At 66.1% G+C, this 18,509-nt stretch carries 12 protein-coding genes; 8 read left to right on the top strand and 4 right to left on the bottom strand.

Features of this window, described 5'->3' with window-relative positions; translation table 11 throughout:
* Positions 1–127: 127 nt before the first annotated feature.
* From ABD866_RS03630 to ABD866_RS03595, 8 genes are all read left to right on the top strand, one after another.
* A complete protein-coding gene (locus ABD866_RS03630; RefSeq protein ID WP_345061240.1) occupies positions 128–2,956 on the top strand; it encodes a bifunctional glycoside hydrolase/polysaccharide deacetylase family protein in 2,829 nt (942 codons plus the stop codon).
* Complete coding sequence (locus ABD866_RS03625) at positions 2,916–6,833, top strand: tetratricopeptide repeat protein (protein ID WP_345061238.1); 3,918 nt, start codon at positions 2,916–2,918, stop codon at positions 6,831–6,833. Before ABD866_RS03630 ends, ABD866_RS03625 begins: the two co-directional genes overlap by 41 nt.
* Positions 6,834–6,858: 25 nt before the next feature.
* Positions 6,859–7,410: a penicillin-binding protein activator LpoB gene (locus ABD866_RS03620; RefSeq protein ID WP_345061236.1), complete on the top strand. Its 552-nt coding sequence runs from the start codon at positions 6,859–6,861 to the stop codon at positions 7,408–7,410.
* Between the two features lie 23 nt (positions 7,411–7,433).
* Complete coding sequence (locus tag ABD866_RS03615; RefSeq protein ID WP_345061234.1) at positions 7,434–8,831, top strand: PelD GGDEF domain-containing protein; 1,398 nt, start codon at positions 7,434–7,436, stop codon at positions 8,829–8,831.
* Complete coding sequence (locus ABD866_RS03610) at positions 8,824–9,840, top strand: hypothetical protein (RefSeq protein WP_345061232.1); 1,017 nt, start codon at positions 8,824–8,826, stop codon at positions 9,838–9,840. Before ABD866_RS03615 ends, ABD866_RS03610 begins: the two co-directional genes overlap by 8 nt.
* A complete protein-coding gene (gene pelF, locus ABD866_RS03605; RefSeq protein ID WP_345061230.1) occupies positions 9,837–11,369 on the top strand; it encodes a GT4 family glycosyltransferase PelF in 1,533 nt (510 codons plus the stop codon). Before ABD866_RS03610 ends, pelF begins: the two co-directional genes overlap by 4 nt.
* Positions 11,369–12,742, top strand: a complete 1,374-nt coding sequence (gene pelG, locus ABD866_RS03600) for an exopolysaccharide Pel transporter PelG (protein ID WP_345061228.1) — start codon at positions 11,369–11,371, stop codon at positions 12,740–12,742. The genes pelF and pelG overlap by 1 nt, the downstream gene beginning before the upstream one ends.
* A gap of 83 nt (positions 12,743–12,825) precedes the next feature.
* Entirely contained in the window at positions 12,826–13,992 is a 1,167-nt protein-coding gene (locus ABD866_RS03595) for a spherulation-specific family 4 protein (RefSeq protein WP_345061226.1), read from the top strand.
* A gap of 79 nt (positions 13,993–14,071) precedes the next feature.
* Here the strand turns inward: ABD866_RS03595 and ABD866_RS03590 are convergent, their stop codons facing one another.
* From ABD866_RS03590 to ABD866_RS03575, 4 genes are all read right to left on the bottom strand, one after another.
* Positions 14,072–14,461 (bottom strand): thioredoxin family protein, encoded by a 390-nt coding sequence (locus ABD866_RS03590; RefSeq protein WP_345061224.1) that lies wholly within the window; start codon positions 14,459–14,461, stop codon positions 14,072–14,074.
* A 10-nt stretch (positions 14,462–14,471) separates the two neighbouring features.
* Positions 14,472–15,758, bottom strand: coding sequence for a c-type cytochrome (locus ABD866_RS03585; protein ID WP_345061222.1), 1,287 nt, complete (start codon positions 15,756–15,758; stop codon positions 14,472–14,474).
* Positions 15,755–16,552: a c-type cytochrome gene (locus tag ABD866_RS03580; protein WP_345061220.1), complete on the bottom strand. Its 798-nt coding sequence runs from the start codon at positions 16,550–16,552 to the stop codon at positions 15,755–15,757. Before ABD866_RS03580 ends, ABD866_RS03585 begins: the two co-directional genes overlap by 4 nt.
* A 315-nt stretch (positions 16,553–16,867) precedes the next feature.
* Complete coding sequence (locus tag ABD866_RS03575) at positions 16,868–18,496, bottom strand: ABC transporter ATP-binding protein (RefSeq protein WP_345061218.1); 1,629 nt, start codon at positions 18,494–18,496, stop codon at positions 16,868–16,870.
* Positions 18,497–18,509: the final 13 nt, after the last annotated feature.

The following is an 18,509-nucleotide window of genomic DNA, read 5'->3' as shown; positions in this document are numbered from 1 at the left end:
ATAATTACATAAAGACACATTTTTTGCAGACCGCCACACGTGCGGCGCACAATGTGCGGAAGCTCCAGCCAATCGGCGCTTTGCCCCATCTGGCAAGCGGCCACAACGAAAGCCACGAGCCTTTCTGATGCGATCTCTCAAACGCCTGCTTTGGGCCCTGATGGGTGCCGCCGGGCTGGGGCTCTGGCCCGCAGCCCAGGCGCAGCCACTTGGCACGCCAGCCGTCGCGCTGTATTACGGCCATTCGATTCCGCTGACCGAATGGCGGGCATTCGACATCGTGGTCGTGGAAGCAGACCACGGCCACGACCCGAAGACCTGGCGCGAACGAGGCCTGGAGCTCTATGCGTATGCATCGGTGGCAGAAGCCCATCCCAGCCGGCCGTACCACGCCCGCATTCCGACCGCCTGGAAAATGGCGCGCAACGGCGCTTGGCGCACCGATGTCATTGACCAGACCCCTGCCGAGTGGCCGGAGTTCTTCGCGAATGAGGTGGTCGGCCCGCTCTGGGCCAAGGGCTACCGAGGCTTTTTCCTGGACACGCTGGACTCGTACCGCCTGGCCCAGCAGTTCGACGAAGCAGCGCAGCAGGATGGGCTGGTGCGTCTGCTGGAGACGCTGCACCGACGCTTTCCGGGCATCCGGCTGATCCTCAACCGCGGTTTCGAAATCCTGCCACGGGTACCGGGCAAGGTGCAGATGGTGGCAGCCGAGTCGCTGTATCGCCGCTGGAATGCAGAAGCCCAACGATACGAGGAAGTTCCCGAAAACGACCGCGCGTGGCTGCTGCAGCAACTGCGCACGGCCAAGGAGCAGCACGGCATTCCCGGCTTGGTGATCGACTATGTTCCGCCACACCAGCGCGAACTGACCCGCCAGACAGCCGAACAGATCCGCTCCCACGGGCTGACGCCCTGGGTGACCGACAGCCAGTTGCACACCATTGGCATGGGGGCCATCGAGCCGGTGCCTCGGCGAATCCTGATTCTCTACAGCAGCGCGGAATCACCGGCCCTTCGGTATTCGAACCCGCATCGCTACCTTCAGATGCCGTTGAATCACCTGGGCTACGTGGTGGACTACGCCGACGCACGCGAGCCGCTGCCGGAAGGTGTGCTTGCAGACCGCTATGCGGGGGTGGTCACGTGGTTCTCGGGTTTTCTGCCGGAGCCCCATCGCCGGCCACTCAGCCGTTGGCTGCAAGCGCGCATGGGCGAAGGAATGCCTCTGGCCATCCTGGGCGACCTGGGCTTGGCCCCCGATCGGGCCCTGGCCCAACGCCTGGGCCTGCAAGTGGGAGCAGAAGCGCCACGCTCGCCGCTGCGCATCCTTCGGCAAGATCCGATGATGGGATTCGAGATGCCACTCGAAAACCTGGAGCAGGCCGATCCGTTCCGGCTGGACAACGCCGTGGGTCGGGAAGCCCGCTCGCTCTTGCAGCTGCGCGATGCAAAGGGCCAAGAGTACACAGGCGCTGCGATCACTCCGTGGGGGGGGCTGGCGCTGGATCCGTACGTACTTGCCAAGGTACCAGGCACCGACTTTGCGCGCTGGGTCATTGATCCGTTTGCCTTTGTGACACAGGCTCTGCGTCTTCAGCCGCTGCCCGTGCCAGACATCACGACTGAGAACGGCCGCCGCCTGCTGTTGGTGCACATCGACGGCGACGGTTTTCCCTCTCGCGCTGAATTCGCAGGCAGCCCCCTCGCTCCGGCGGTGCTGCTGCAAGAGGTACTAGAGCGCTACAAGTTGCCAACGGCCATGTCGGTGGTGGAGGGTGAAACCGCACCGCACGGGCTGCATCCCGCAGACAGCAAGGAAATGGAAGACATCGCGCGCCGGATGTTCCGTCTGCCGCACGTCGAAGTGGCCAGTCACAGCTTCGCCCACCCCTACCTGTGGGACCCGTCCAGACCTCACGGCCGATTCCTGGAGGACCCAAGGCTCCCCCAGCACTTGCCCCTGCCTGGCTACAAGATGGACCTCACCCGTGAAATCGTGGGCTCGTCGCAGTACATCAACGAACGTTTGGCACCGCCGGGCAAGAAGGTCAAGATCATGCTGTGGTCTGGCGACACAGCCCCCAATGCCCGCGCGCTCGCAATCACGGAGGACGCAGGTTTGTTGAACATGAACGGTGGTGACACCACGATCACCAAAGCCAACCCCTCGATCACGGCCATTGGTGCACACGGACTGCTGATGGACGGGCAACTTCAGGTGTACGCACCCATCACCAACGAGAACCTGTACACCAACCTGTGGCGCGGGCCTTTCTATGGCTTCGAGCGCGTCTTGGAAACATTCGAAATGACCGACAAGCCCCGGCGCATCAAGCCTGTGGGCATTTACTACCACACCTATTCAGCCAGCAAGCGCGCCGGCCTCAGGGCGCTGCATACCGTCTACAACTGGGCGCTGTCGCAGCCGCTGCATCCGATCTTTGCCTCGGAGTTCATTCACAAGGTGCGAGACTTTCATGGCTATGCCTTGGCCAAGGAAGGCGGCGGCTGGCGCGTGCGTGGTGACGGTCATTTGCGAACCCTGCGACTGCCCTCCGCGCTCGGGACCCCGACACTCGGCCAAAGCCGGAATGTCGCGGGGTTCGCACCCGGGGCAGAGGGCGTGTATGCGCACCTGGCAAGCCCCAGCGCCTGGTTTGTGAGCCGTCCGACTCAGGAGCCTCCCACCGGCCCTTACCTGACCGAGGCCAATGCCAGACTGGTCGGCTGGAAAACTTCCGACGGCGGCAGGCGCGTGGAAGCGCAGTTCCGCGGCCACGGGCCCATCGAGGTCAGCTTCGCGGGCATGACAGGCTGCTCCGCGCTGGCCGACCAGCGGCCGATTGCGCCAACGCCTCTTCCGAAAGCCCAAGCCTCCAGCGTTCCTGGACAAGTTTCTTTCCGTATCCCCCATGCTGCAGCGCAAATCGTCCTACAGTGCGCGTCCCGCTGAGCGGCCCATTCTGGCGCCCGCGTGGCTGATCACGCTGCTGGCATCGCTGGTGGGCGGGGGTTTGTGGATGCTCTACCCCCGTCAGGATCTGGAGCGTCGCCTGGCACAGACCTCCGAGTCGGCACTCTCGGTCGCCTATCTGCACAACCTGCTGCGCAGCGATCCGGAAAACCCGCAACTGCGGCTGCTGCTGGCCCAGCGTCAACTGGCACATGGCGAACTGAACGAAGCCCGCAAGACGCTCGAACCCGCCCTGCAGTCGCCCCGACCCGAGGTGCATCGCGATGCACTGTGGGCCTTGTGGGAGCTTTCATACATCGAGTACCAGCGGACGCCGGACACTGAGCCGCAACTGCGGCAACAGCGCATGAACGCCTTGCGTGCGCAGTTGCATGCGCTCGCCAACGAACAGTGGCCCCTTGAGCGTCAGATGGCCATCATGCGGCTGGCGACGCAGTTCGGAGAACGCCAACTGAGTGCTCGCATCAGCCGTGATATGGCGATGGACCCCGACCATCCCGTCGAAGCAGAGCCACGTTATGAGCGCGCAGCGCGGGAGGCCCTGGGTGTGGGCGACTACGCCGGCAGCGCAGATCTGTACCTGCTTGCCCGGCGCGCCACACAGGACCCGCAGCGTTCTCGGGCTTACTTTCTGGCTGCGGTGCGCGCCCTGCAGTCCGGCAACCAGCCACGCGAAGCTCTCGAACTGGCACAGCGGGAGATCGGCGATCTGGAGGGAGACCGCGACATCCTGATTTTCATGACCGAGCTGGCGCGCGCAGCAGGCCGCCCGGACGTGGCAGACCGCTACGTGCGCCAACTGCTGCGCCTGGCACTGGCGCGCCAGTGGGACACGGAGACGGCCTTGCAGGCGGATGACATAGCGGCGGCCGGGGTGGCCCAAGCAGGGACCCTACAGCCCGTGGCGCAGCGGCGTTTCGATGACGGCGCATCCTGGCTCGGCGGCTCGACCCTCACGCTGCGTACCGCAGCCAGTGCGCCACAGACTGCGCCCGCACGGCCACGCCAGCCTCAGGCACCAGCCCTGCCCTTTGATGACCGCATCTACACGCTCGGCTACGAGGTGTTTCTGGAAAATGGCAAGCAGGAAGATGCCTGGGCTGTGGCGCAGGCTGCTGTACGGCAGCAACCGAACAGCCTGCTCTGGCGTGAGCGTCTTGCCCGAGTGTCAGACTGGACGCAACGCCCAGACGTAGCCCTGGAGAACTGGCTGTATGTGGCCCAGAAAACGCAGCGCGACGACGCATGGCAAGCGGTGCTGCGCCTTGCACCGGGCCAGTTTGACGATGAGGCCCTGGTGCAGGGCCTGCGCTACCAGCTGCGCAAGGAGCCTGGCAACCGCCAACTCCTGGAAGAACTGGTGGACGCCTACGAGCGGATCGGCGACCCCCAACCGGCGCTCGAACTGCTCAGCGCGCAAGCCCACGATGCAGACACCTTGGAGCTGTTTGCGAATCTGGCAGAGCGTGCTGGCAAGCCTGCCATGGGGCTGGAGGCCTGGCGCAAGCTGCTGGCCATGCCGGGCGAGAATACGGCAGAGCGCGCCATGCGGGCAGCGGTGCTGGCCCTGCTGCAGGGCCACGCCGATGAAGGGCTGCGCTGGCTCGAATCGTCAGCCCCGCCCACACAAGCCGACGAAGACGCTGCCGACTACTGGCGCTTGACCGGACAACTGGCCGAGGGTCGGCAAAAGCAGGCTCTGGCCATCAAGGCTTACCGCGCACTGCTTGCACAACCCGATGCGGATCTGGGCGACCATGACGCGCTGATCCGGCTCTTGCTGCTCGATCAGCCATTGGACGCTGCACAGATTGCCGTGCATGCCTGGGAACGTTTTGACCAGCCACGCCATGTGCTGCAGGCCCTTACGATTTATCAGAACCGCAACCAGTGGGACCGCTTCGCCGCACTGCTCGCACGCATCGATGGAAGCCCCAAGGCCCAACGGAGGTCTTTGTCGCGCTTGCGGCAGGAGCCCGAGTTCCTGCGCCTGGTGGGAAGCTACCACCAGCAAGCGGGTCGCATGCAGGAAGCCCGCAGCCACTTCGAGGCTGGGCTGCGCATCAGCCCGGAATCGGCGGACATGCGGCAAGCCCTGATCTGGCTTTTCATCGATGGCAACGATGCCGTATCGCTGCGCACCTTGCTCACACTGCATGAGCCGCGCTGGTCCCGCGATGCGAGCATGCACGACGCGCTCGCGGCAGCCTACCAGGCACTGTCTTTGCCCCAAACGGCGCTCGACCGGTACCTGACCCCCCGGGTGCCTCAGCATGAGAACGATTTTCTGTGGCTGATGAACTATGCCGATGCCCTGGACCAGAACCAGCAAAGTGATCGCGCCTGGCGGCTGCGTCGCACGCTGATGGCACGGCAATGGGAATCGCTGCGCCAGGGGCCCGATGGCCAGCGGCTGACCCCTGCGCAGATTCGTGAACGCTGGCTGACCGAGGAATCGCTGGACCAGACACGCCGCGTCGCGCGCGCCCGGCTGGTGCTGACACAACAGCGCGGAGACCCCGCCCATGAGGTGCTGCGGGAGCTGCTGCGTCTCGATCGGGATGCGCGGCAAGGCTTCTCCAATGCTGCGGCCGAGACCGCGATCGGATGGTTGCAAGACGCCAGCGAATACAGCGCCGAACGCGCGTTTCTCTGGCATCAGTACGCGCGCAACCGCAGTCAGAGGGTGAACCGCCCCCTGTGGGCCGACATTACCGTGGCGCTTGCAGAAGACGACCGCGAAGCCTCTGGACGTCTTCTCGAAACCTTCGACGAGCGATTGCCCCGCTACGACCGTGTCAACGCAGCCCGCGCCGTGCGCGACATGCGCGTGGCACAAAGTGCAGCGTTCGAAGCGCAGGACGCACAGTACGACGACAACCCCACGCACCTGCAGCTCACCGAGAGTCTGCTTGCTTTCAGCCACCAGGCCAAGGTCACGGCGCGCAACGAGCGGTTGGGAGGCATGGAGGAACAGACGCTGGCCGAAAACGTGCATATCGCCATCCACCCGCGGCTGACCCTCCAATTGGGCCACGAGAGTCGGCGGCGGGTCAGTACGGCGCAGCGGGTGCTGATTGATCCACCCCAGGAGAAAGCATTCACGGCCCAATGGCTGTGGACGCATCGACATGGCGAGTCCGTGTTGCGGGTGGCTCGCCGACAGAGTCTGGCCAGCTACACGCCATGGCAGATCGAGCATGAACAACGCCTCGACCACGGGCTATCGGTGCGAGTGTCTCTAGGCGGTGATCTGCAGTCCGACGAAAGCCTGCCACTCCGGCTCGCCGGAATGAAAGACCGAGCGTCCATCACGGTACGGCTACAAGCGACGCGACGCGACGTACTGGCACTTACGCTGGCCAGTGAACGCTTCCATCTGCAGACCGGGGGCCTCGTCGGCAGCAGTCGGCGCGCTTGGCTTGACTACCTGCATGCCTGGCGCATTGAGACACCGAGCGTCGAGTTCGGCGCATTTGGTTCATACCATCAATTCCGCCGCACGGACCCTGCCAGTCTTGGCCCTATCGACCAAGCATATCGTCGGCTCCTCCCCCCCGAATCGGGCCCCACCGATCCTGGCTATTTCCTGCCGGAAAGCTTCGGCTACTACGGCTTGCAGGCCTCGACAAACGTGCGGTATGAAACCGAGTACAGCCGGGCACTGCAGCCGTTTGCTGCTGTCAGTCGCACCTGGCATACACAACTGGGCCCTGGGTACGGATTGCGGCTGGGCTTGGCCGGCAGCGTTCTGGGGCCAGACCACCTGAGTATCCGGTGGGCCATCGGCAAATCTGGTCTGCAGTCCCTGGGGAGCACCCGCGACCTGCAAGTGACCTACCGCCTTCACTTCTGAGTTTTCTGCTGCACGAAAGACGACTATGCGCCACTCTCGACCTCTCATTCACCGGTTCCTGATCGCCGCCTTTGCGGGCTTGCTCGTTTTCCTCTCCGCCTGTACGACGCTCGACCGCGGTACACCGCCGGCGCTTGAGAAGTCTGCAAGCTGGGTGGTACTGCCGTTTGCCAACCATACAGAGACCCCGCTCGCAGGACAGCGCGCAGAAGCCATCGCCGAGGCCCTGCTGCACGCGCGGGGCGTGGGCACGGTCGGCAGGCCCCCCGCAGGTGCTCAGCAGGAAGCCTTGTTCGACGCAGGCGACCAGCGTCGCCAAGAAGAGGCTCTTGCCTGGGCTCGCGAGCAGCAGGCCCGCTATGCCCTCACGGGGAGCGTGGAAGAGTGGCGTTACAAGGTGGGGGTTGACGGTGAGCCAGCCGTTGGCGTGACCCTGCGCATCGTCGACGTGGGCACTGGACGCGTGATCTGGAGCGCTGCGGGCGGCAAAAGCGGCTGGAGCCGCGAAGCCCTGGCGGCAGTGGCGCAGAAGCTGATTCGTGAGCTACTGCAAACCGGTCTGGCCAGCGCCCGTTGACCACGCAAGGCCTGAGCTGCGACATGACGGAAGACACGACAGCCCCGCAAGCACGCCGCCGCGTTGGTGCGGCGCCGCAAGAGCAAGCACGCACGATGGGGCGTGTGTTTCAGTTGACCGGGGCGCTGGTGGGGCGACTCACCACGACCGAGACCCGCCCAACGGTCATGCTCGTGGAGATGCTGCTGCTGCCGCTGGTGACGGTCGCGATCGGCCTGTATGCCAACGCAGAAGATCCGCTGGGCGTACAGGCAGGCTTTCCATGGGTGTGGCTCGCTCCCGTCATTCTGGCTTTGCGGTACGGCCCGTTGGCCGGCCTGGGCGGCGCCTGCATCGTGCTGCTGTGCTGGCTGGCACTGAACATCGGGCACTTCGCGGAGTTTCCCAAGGTGTTCTTCCTGGGCGGCCTGATCCTGGTCATGCTCGTGGGCGAGTTTTCGAGCCTGTGGCAAGCACGAACGCGCCGGGCTGAAACGGTCCAGATGTATCTGGACCAGCGACTGGAGCACCTGGTGCGACAGTACTACCTGCTGCGGCTATCGCATGACCGGCTGGAGCAAGAGCTGATCGGCCGACCGATGTCGATGCGGGATGCCCTTTCGTCCCTCCAGCGGCTAGGCCCCAGTGATGCCCCCGCTGAAAGCGCGCAATTGTTGCTTCGGTTGCTGGCGCAGTACTGCCAACTGGAGACCGCCACGCTTCATGCGGTTGTCGACGATGCAGCGATCGCGCAACCACTGGCGGAGATTGGCACGCCCCGACCGGTGCAACTCGACGATCCCCTCGTCGTACAAGCGCTCGAAACCGGCAAGCTCTGCCACATCAGCCAGGCCCTGGCCTCGCAGCGACAGAGCCAATACCTGATCGTCGCGCCCATGCAAGACCTGGGTGGCACCACCTACGGGCTGCTCGTCGTCCACGAGATGCCGTTCTTCTCGCTGCAAGAGGAAAATCTGCAAACGCTGAACCTGCTGCTCGGCTACTACACGGACGGTCTGTCCGTTCAGACCCTCGCGCAGCCGGTGATCGAGCGCCTGCCAGAGTGTCCTGCAGAGTTCGCCTTTGAAGTGCAACGTCTCGCTCACATTGGCCAAACCACGCGGGTTCCCAGCGTCATCGTGGCCCTGGAGTTTTTGCCGCGCGCGGTGGCGCGCGAGTTGCCTCAGCAAATCCTCCGACTCAAACGCGAACTGGACGAAAGCTGGCTGATTGAAGGGCCGCAGCGGCAGGTCTTGGCGCTGCTGATGCCTCTCGGAGATGCCGCCACAGCCGAGGGGTATATCAGCCGGATTGAGAACTGGTCACAACAAAAAAGCGGGCAGCCTCTGGCGGAGTCTGGCGTGTTCGCCCACGTGATCCCCTTGCCTGCACAGGCCCCTGTGGAGGCCCTGCAACGTATTCAGGATCTTGCCCATGCTTAGCTATAAGCTGGGCGCCGGGGCGCTGTCGCTCGAGATCGCCGCGTGGACCGGCGTGCTCACGCTGGACGGTCACTCGAACACCGCCCTGGTGGCCTACCTGACGGCGCACGCCCTGGCCAGCGCACTGCTGTCGCTGTTTCTGCTTCCACTGGTACGAGGCGCGCGCGCGCGCCCCCGCTGGGCCGTCGCTTCGCTGATGGCTTGCCTGAGTTTTGCCATTCCGGTGGCTGGCTTTGTCGGCGTGCTGCTGGCTGTGATCACCTTGCGGGTGTACCGCAGCCCCATGCTTGCCGACGCATTCGACTCGGTCGTACTGCCGCAGTTCGATCTGCATCAGCGCATGCAAGGCAGCTTCCGCCAAGCAGGACTGCGCTCGTTCCTCGGCAATGCCCAAGCGCCCATGTCTGCGCGCATGCGCGCCATGGTCGCCCTTCAGTATGTTTCGGGCAGGGTCGCATCGCCTCTGTTGCGCACCGTGCTGAGCGACCCCAGCGAAGACCTGCGCTTGCTGGCGTACGGCATGCTGGATACGCTTGAAAAGCGCATCAACCGGTCTATCGATGCCGAACTGGACGCCCTGCGCCAGGCAGAGGCCCTGGCAGACGGCAGTGCGTCCCGGGCCGCCCGCAGCGAATCTGCGCGACGGCTCTCCGACTTGTATTGGGAACTGATCTACCAGGACCTCGTGCAAGGCGACCTCCGGTTGCACGCGATCCAGGAGTCTTTGCGCTATTGCGATCGGGTTTTGCAGGAGGAGCCAAACACACCGGCCCTGGTTCTGCGGCGCGGTCGCCTGCTGCACCTGCAGGGACGCCTGAGCGACGCCGAACAGGCCTATCAACGGGCCCGCGCGCTGGGACTTCCTGCCACACGGGTTCTGCCCTACGAGGCGGAGATCTGCTTTGAGCGCCGTGACTACCGCGGCACCCAGGCGCTGGTGCAGGAGCTTAGCCAATGGAGTGCCCTGCCCCGCCTGCGGCCGGTCGTGGATTATTGGAAGCAGTCATGAGCCATCCCCACGCCCAGGACGCCGATATCGCACTGATTCTGGAGGGCACCTTTCCGTACGTGAGCGGAGGGGTGTCCAGCTGGATCAACCAGATCATCCGCGCTTACCCCGAGTACCGCTTCGCCATCGTTTTCCTGGGCAGCCGAAGAGACGACTACCAGGCCTTCCGCTACCAGCTGCCGGACAACGTGGTGCACTTTGAAGAGCACTACCTGTACGGACACCTGGGCGCCCACGGGCTACCCGCGCGCCGCAAAGGAGATCGCGAAGCCTTCGAGCTCGTGCGGCAACTGCTGGATCGCTTCGAGAACGCCGGTGGCCGCGAGGCGGCCATGTCCATCTTTCAGGAGATCACGCGACACATGGAGCCCGGGGGCAAGCTGCAGCTCGACGATTTTCTCTACAGCGAGCGCGCCTGGGAGATCATCTGCGACAGCTACCGCCGCCACTGCACCGATCCGTCCTTCGTCGATTTCTTCTGGACGGTGCGCATCATGTACCAGCCCCTGTGGATGCTGTCCAAGGTGGCCCGTGAGCTGATTCCGGTAAAGGTCGTGCACTGCGCTTCCACAGGCTACGCGGGCTACCTGGGAGCACTCCTGAGCCGCAGTCGCAAGATCCCGTTGATCCTCTCGGAACACGGCATCTATACCAAAGAACGCAAGATCGACCTCTTCAAGAGCGAGTGGATCCGGGACAACCGCAACGTCTTTCAGCGCGATCCGACGGAGCTGTCGTACTTCCGGCAAATGTGGATCCAGTTTTTCGAATGGTTGGGGTTCTTCTGCTATGACGCGGCCGATCCAATCATTGCGCTGTACGAAGCGAACCGGCTGCGCCAGGTCACCGACGGCGCTCGTCCGGAGCGCACCTTCAACATCCCGAACGGCATCCAGTTGTCGCGCTTTGTACCGATGCGGGCCAAGCGCCCTGCCACGCCGCCGCCTGTGCTGTGCCTGATCGGCCGCGTTGTGCCCATCAAGGACATCAAGACCTTCATCCGCGCGATGCGCCGTGTGGTCAACCAGATGCCCGAAGCCGAAGGCTGGATCGCAGGCCCGGCCGAAGAGGACCCGGCCTACGCCCAGGAATGCCACAACCTCGTGCGCAGCCTGGGGCTGGAATCGCAGGTCAAGTTCCTGGGCTTCCAGAAGGTGGAAGACCTGATGCCGCGCATCGGGCTGACCATCCTGTCGTCGATCAGCGAAGCGCTGCCGCTGGTGATTCTGGAAGGCTATGCCGCCGGAGTGCCCGTGGTCAGCACCGATGTGGGCTCGTGCCGGCAGCTCGTCGAAGGACTGGACGATGACGACCGGGCACTGGGTGCCTCGGGCCGGATCGTCCCCATCGCCGACCCGCAGAGGCTGGCAGATGCCTCTCTAGAGCTGCTGCAGGACACCGCCACCTGGGAGGCCGCCAGCCGCGCGGCCATTGCGCGGGTCGAACGGTACTACACAGATACGATGATGTTTGACCGGTACCGCAAGGTGTACGAAGACGCCTTCGCCCGATCGGCCGAGGTGCACTGATGGCAGGTATTGGTTTTGAGCTGCGCAAGATGCTGCGCAGGAACACGCTGGTGAGCCTGCTGCAGGCCTATGCCTACGCGGGGGTGATTGGCTCGGGCCCGTGGGTGTTCTCGATTGTGGGCATCCTGCTGATCGGGATTTTCAGCGCCAGCGTGGTCACGCCATCGGTGCTGGTCACGCAGTTTCAGACATCGGTCACCTACCTCGTGGCCGGCAGTCTCATCCTCACAGGCCTGGTACAACTGGCGTTCACGCGCTTTGTTTCAGACCGGCTGTTCGAGAAACGGCGCGACAGCATCCTGCCCAACCTGCACGGGCTGCTGCTGGTGGTGCTCGCGGTGTCGTCGCTGCTGGGCACGCTTGGCCTGTTCACCGTGCTGGACAACGAAGGCGTGCTCTATCGCCTGCTGATGCTTGCGGGCTTCACGCTGATGTGCGCCGTATGGGTGCTCACTGTGCTGCTGTCCGGCATGAAGCGCTACAAGGCCATCGTCGGGCTGTTCGCGATGGCCTACACCCTCATCGTGGTCAGTGCGTTGTTGATGCGCCCCTGGGGCCTCGAAGGCTTGCTCGGGGGCTTTGTACTGGGCAACTTTGTGTTGCTGGTGGGCATGTGGGTGCTGGTGGTGCGCGAGTTCAATACACCCGGCCCCCTCATCGCCTTCAACTTTGCGGACAAGCGCCTGCTGTACCCCTCGCTGATGGCCATCGGGCTGCTCTACAACCTGGGCATCTGGGCTGACAAGTTCATGTTCTGGTACTTCACCCCTACGTCGGAGCCCATCATCGGTGCGCTGCGTGCGTCGGTGATCTACGACATTCCGGTGTTCCTGGCCTACTTGTCCATCATTCCGGGCATGGCGGTGTTTCTGGTGCGGATCGAGACCGACTTCGTCGAGTACTACGACAAGTTCTACGACGCGGTGCGCAGCGGCGGATCGCTCGAATACATCGAGTCGATGCGCGACGAAATGGTGTACTCCATCCAGCAAGGGCTGGCCGAGATCGGCAAGATCCAGACGCTCGCCATTCTCGTCACCTTCGTGGCGGGCCCGTGGCTGCTGTCCTGGCTGGGTATCTCGCGCCTGTACCTTCCGCTGCTGCATGTGCAGGTGATCGGTGCAGGCCTGCAGGTGGGCCTGATGGCGGTGCTCAACGTGTTTTTCTATCTCGACCAGCGGCGCGTGGTGCTGTTGCTGTGCCTGCAGTTCGTGCTGCTCAACATCGCACTCACGGGTTTCACGCTGTACGCAGGCGCGGCCCTGTACGGCTACGGCTTTGCGCTGTCCACGCTGCTGACGCTGTGCACGGGCCTGTATCTGCTGTCGCGGCAGCTGAACCGGCTCGAATACGAGACCTTCATGCTGCAATAGCCTTGGCGCGGGGTCTGGCAGCCCCCGAAGCGATGCAGATTTCGGTATGGTCTGGTTTTTGACCTTTTGCTCCAGACCCGACCATGCCCACGCGCCGCACCACCCCCACGTTTTTCTGGCCCCTGCTGGCCCTGGCGGGCGGCCTTGCGGCCTGTGGCGGAGGCAGCAGCGAGCCCGCAGCGCCCGCTGTGCGGGTGGAATTCCTGCAACCCGCACCAGACAGCGTCGCCAACCAAGGCCAGACGCTGGCACTGGCCGTGCGCGCCTTCGCAGGCGATGCGGTGGTGGACAACGGCACCGTGGTGAGCTTTTCGGCCAACGCATTGTCAGCGGGAACGGCCCGCACCCAGACCGGCCAGGCCAGTCTCTCGTGGAGCGCAGCCCCGGTGGGCGCGGTGACCCTGCAGGCCAGCGTCAGCGTGTCGGGGCAAACCGCGTCTGCGCAGCGCACGGTGTGGGTACGCCCCACGCCGCAACCGCTCGAAGTGCTGGTGCCCGCCTACTTCTACCCCAGCGGCAATGGCACTCGCGATTGGGAAGCGCTGGCCACCGCAGCACAAGCCCAGCCGGGTGTGCGCATCACGGCCATCCTGAACCCGGCCAACGGCGTTTTTACCAGTGCTGACGCCAACATCCAGCGCGCGGCGTCGGCTTTTACGGCGGCCGGCGGCGCAGTGGTGGGCTATGTGTTCACCCGCTACGGCACAGGCACCCGTTCGCTCGACAGCATCCGGGCCAACATCGACGCGTACCTGAGCCTGTACGGGCGCGGCATGGTCAGCGGGTTCTTCATTGACGAGATGGCCGCCACCACAGACCGGCTGGCGTTCTACCGCGCGATCTACGACCACATCAAGTCGCGCGACCCAGCGCTGCGCGTCATTGGCAACCCCGGCATGTGGCCGGTGGCCGACTACGCCACGGTGGCCGACACGCTGGTCACCTTTGAAGGGCGCAACAGCGCGTTCCGGACCTACGCCCCCCTGCCGAACAATGGCTGGATGGTGGCCCAGCCCAACCGCCGCAACGCCGTGCTGGTGCACGACACCCTGACCTGCGGCGACATGCAGGCGGCTGTGCAACGCGCCGCCCTGGCCAGCTCCAATGTCGGCCATGTGTTCATGACCTCGCTCGAATACGACTTTGCGACCAACACGGGCAATCCGTGGGCAGGGCTGCCCCCGTACTGGAACACGCTGGTGCAGACGGTGGGCGCGGTCAACCAGGGCACAGCCCTGCCTGCCTGCTGAAGGCCGGCAGCCGCGCCACCGCATCGCCCGCAAGAGGCGATGCCCATCACGGGCCAGGGCCTGCGCCGCGCGCAGCGCTTCAGGCGTGCGCTTGCTGGATGCGTGCCAGCAGCGCCTGGGCCTGCGGGTCGGTGCCCGGACGCCCGGCGCTGGCGCGCAGGCTCTCCAGCAGACGCTCCAACACTGCGGCTTGCGGCAGCAGCGGCCCGAGAAAACGGGCGTTGCCCCCCTCTCCGATGAGCAGCGTGGGAAAGGTCTCCACGTCGAGGTCGCCGGTCAGGTCTTCATCGTCTTCAATATCCACCCACAGCCAACGCTCGTAGGGCGAAGCCGCAGCGGCCAGGCCGTCGAACAGCGCCCGGTACTCACGGCAAGTGCCGCACCAACCCGCGCACAGGCACACCACCCACCAGTGCGAAGCGGGCTGGGTGTTGTCGGTCGATACAGGGGGGGCAGACAATTCGGTCACGCAGGGGGCCTCAGAGGCCGCGCCGCTCGCGGGCGCGGTAGATCTCCATGGTACCGACTCCAGGCGCCTGATTGCCCCAGCTGTTGCGCACAAAGCTGGTCACCGCCGCGATGTCTTCGTCGCCCAGCACCTGCTGGAACGGCGGCATGCCATGCGGGCGCGGATGCCCCGCCGTGGCGGGCGGATAGCCCCCCAGCAGCAACACGCGCACCACATTGGTCGGGTCGTGTAGCAGCACCGCGCGATTGCCCGCCAGCGCCGGAAACGCCCCAGGCTCGCCGCGGCCGTCGCTGCCGTGGCACTGGGCGCACTGGGCCTCGTACACCTTGGCACCGCGCGCCATCACGGCCGCCGGGGGTGCGGCGGGCTTGGGCCGCGCCTCGCCTTCGGGTGGCAAGGCCTGCAGGTACACGGCCATGGCCCGCACGTCCTCGTCGCTCAGGTATTGCGTGCTGCGGAACACCACCTCGGCCATGGGGCCGATCACCGATGCGCCCGGTGCCACGCCGGTGCGCAGCAGCGCCACCACGTCGGCTTCGGTCCAGTGCTGCAGGCCGCCCTCGTCTTCGCGGTTCAGCGCCGGTGCATACCAGTTCTGCACCGGGATCAGCCCTCCGCCCAGGCGTTCGGCCGCTTGCGTGGCCCCCAACGCATTGCGCGGTGCGTGGCAGGCGGCGCAGTGGCCCAGGCCCTGCACCAGGTAGGCGCCGCGGTTCCAGTCGGCCGATTGCGCGGGGTCAGGAGTGTGCTCGGCCGGGCGGAAGTACAGCGCCCGCCACACGGCCAGCGCGGCCTGCGTGTTGTACGGAAAGCGCAGCGCGTGCGCGCGCTGGGGCGTATCGGCCGCGGGCACGGTGCGCAGATAGGCCAGCAGCGCGTCCGAGTCCTCGCGCGTGATGCGTGTGTATTCGGTGTACGGAAAGGCGGGGTACAGCAGCCGCCCATCGCGCGAGCGACCGTGGTGCATCGCACGCCAGAACGCATCGCGCGTCCAGCGGCCCACCCCATGTTCAGGATGCGCCGTGAGATTGGAGCTGAACACCACGCCAAACGGCGTTTCGATACCGCGCCCGCCCGCGTAGGCGGCCCCGCCCACGGTGGTGTGGCAGGCCATGCAGTTGCCCACGCGGGCCAGGTAGGCGCCGCGCTCCACCTGGGCCGGGGTGTCGGGTGCGGCGTCGGGGCCCAGCGGGGCCTCGCCCGCCTGGTTGATCCACGCCACCCAGGCTGCGGCCAGCATGGCCAGTGCCAGCAGCCCGGCGCCCAGCCAGGCCTTGCGAAAACGGCGCGCGCTCATGAGCGGCCCCCGGGGGCGATGCGCACATCGTCCACCCCGCCGCAACGCAGCGGCAGCGGCGCTGGCAGGTGCGTGGCCGGATGGCCCCGGCCCGGCACCGGCTGGCTGGCCAGCCAGGCGGATACAGCGCTCACGTCCTCGGCCGTCATGCGGCGGGCGATGTCGGCCATGCAATCGGGCGCATGGGCGCGGCGCTGGCCTGTGGCCCAAGCGCCGAGCTGGCTGTTGAGGTAGTCGCGCGGCAGGCCCAGCAGCCCCGGGATGGAGGGCGCCACCCCGGTCATGCTGCCGCCGTGGCACTGCACGCAGGCGGGCAACTGGCGCGACGGATCGCCCTGGTGCACCAGCGCACGGCCGCGCTCGATCTGCGCGGCAGACACGTCCAACCGAGCGGGCGGCGGGTACGGCAGGTCCAGCGCCGCAAAGTACGCGGCCATCTCGCGCAGGTAGTCGTCGGTCAGGTGCTCGATGAGGTAGGTCATCTGCGGGTAGCTGCGCCGCCCGTCGCGGAAATTGAGCAACTGGTTGGCCAGGTAGCCGGCAGGCTTGCCCGCAATGCGCGGAAAGTAGCCGTCGGGGGTGGAGCGCCCCTCTTTGCCGTGGCAGACGGTGCAGGCCAGCACGCGCGGGGCCATCGAGGCATCGACGGCTGTGGTGCGGGCCGCAGGCGCGGAAGCAGCGAAGGGGGCGGACGAGGACGCAGCCGGGGCGGCCACCGCTGCGCCCAGCAGCCCCCCGAGCAAAGCCGCCCCGACAACGCGGGCGGCCTGGCGGCAAAACAATCGGACAAGCATGGGGGGATTGTCCTGCGAACTGGAAGGCTGAACGGTCTGCGCGGGCACTGTCGCCCAGCCCACCCGCACCACGCGCATGCCCACGGCGGCCAGAGGCTGCGGGCACACACACCAGCCCCAACCCTTTCAGACTTGAAGCCCAAACGGCCGCTCGTGCTTATAAGTCAAGCACGAGCAGCTATCAAATGTATAGCAAATGCCTGAAAACAATGCGACCGGGAACGCCAGCCTGCCCGCCCTGGTATGCACCGCCCCGCGCGCAGAAGTCAGCCAGAGGCCAGTCAGGGTCCGGCGCGGCCGCGAGGCCGCTCGCCTTCAGCCCAGCGCGGCGGCCACCAGCCGCTGGGTGTAGGGGTGGCGAGGTGCGTCCAGCACGGCGTCCACCGACCCGGCTTCGACCACGGCACCGTCCTTCATCACGAGCACCTCGTGCGCCATCGCGCGGATGACCTCCACGTCGTGCGTGATGAGCAGATACGCCAGCCCCTTGTCGTGTTGCAGACGCTGCAACAAACCCAGCACCTGCTGCTGGATGGTCACATCCAGCGCGCTGGTGGGCTCATCGAGCACCAGTACCTGCGGATCGACCACCAGCGCCCGAGCCACCGCAATGCGCTGGCGCTGCCCGCCCGAAAACTCGTGCGGATACCGCGCAAGCAGCCCCGGAAACTGCGCCTCGGTCAGCCCCACTTCGGCCAGCACCGACAGCACGCGCGTGCGGCGCTCGGCCAGCGGCAGCGTGGGCGCATGCACGCGCAGACCCTCGCCCACGATTTCTTCAAGCGTGAGCCGCGGCGACAGGGACGAGAACGGGTCCTGGAACACCACCTGCACCACACGGCGCAGCGCCTGGTTGGGCGGGCTGTTGCGCGTGGCTGGGGCCTGCCAGCCGCGGCCCGCGACTTCGAGCGTGCCAGTGCTGGGCAGCAGGCCCAGCAAGGCCTGCGCAAGCGTGGACTTGCCCGAGCCCGATTCGCCCACCACGCCCAGCGTGCGCCCGGGCAGCAGTTGCAGCGACGCGCCCTGCACCGCCACAAACTCGCCTTTGCGGAACCAGCCGCGCACGCCGGGCAGCGGCACCGGATACACCACGCGCAGGTCGGCCGCGCGCAGCAGCGGCGCGGCCGCGGGGCCCGGCGACGGGGGCTCAGGCCCGCGCTGGGGGCGGCTGGCCAGCAGCTTGCGGGTGTAGGGGTGCGCGGGGTTCGCAAACACCTCGGCCACCGGCCCCTGCTCGACCACCTGGCCGCGCTCCATCACCGCCACGCGGTGTGCAAAGCGGCGCACCAGCGGCAAGTCGTGCGTGATGATCACCACGGCCATGCCGGTTTCGCGCTGCAACGCGTCCAGCAGATCGAGGATCTGGCCGCGCAGCGTCACGTCGAGCGCGGTGGTTGGCTCGTCGGCCAGCAGCAACGCAGGTTCGCTGGCCAGGGCCATGGCGATCACCGCGCGCTGGCGCTGGCCGCCGCTGAGCTGGTGCGGGTAGGCGCGGGCGCGCCGCTCGGGCTCGGGGATGCCGGTGCGCGCGAGCAGCGCCACGGCCTCGCGGGCCGCGGCGTCGGCGGACAGCGCCTTTTTGAGCTGCAGCACCTCGGCAATCTGCGCACCCACGGGCATCAACGGGTTCAGCGCCGTCATGGGCTCCTGGAACACCATCGCGATCTCGCCGCCGCGCACGGCGCGCATGTCGCGTTCGGGCAGCGTGAGCAGGTCGCGGCCGCGCAGCAGGGCTTGGCCGGTGATCTCGGCATCGGCCACCAGGCGCAGCAGGCTCAGGGCGGTGATGGTCTTGCCCGAGCCGGACTCGCCCACCAGGGCCAGCTTTTCGCCCGCGCGCACGGTGAAGCCCACGTCCTGCACCACGGTTTTGGGGCCAAAACGCACGCACAGGTTCTGGACCTGCAGCAGCGGCGTGGAAGAAAGGGTGGGAGCCTCGCTCATGCGGTCAGGGGCG

Origin of the sequence: Acidovorax lacteus (genome assembly GCF_039540375.1) — a bacterium.
GTDB classification, from domain to species: Bacteria; Pseudomonadota; Gammaproteobacteria; order Burkholderiales; family Burkholderiaceae_C; genus Acidovorax_G; species Acidovorax_G lacteus.
This window is presented reverse-complemented; position numbering and strand designations above follow the sequence as displayed.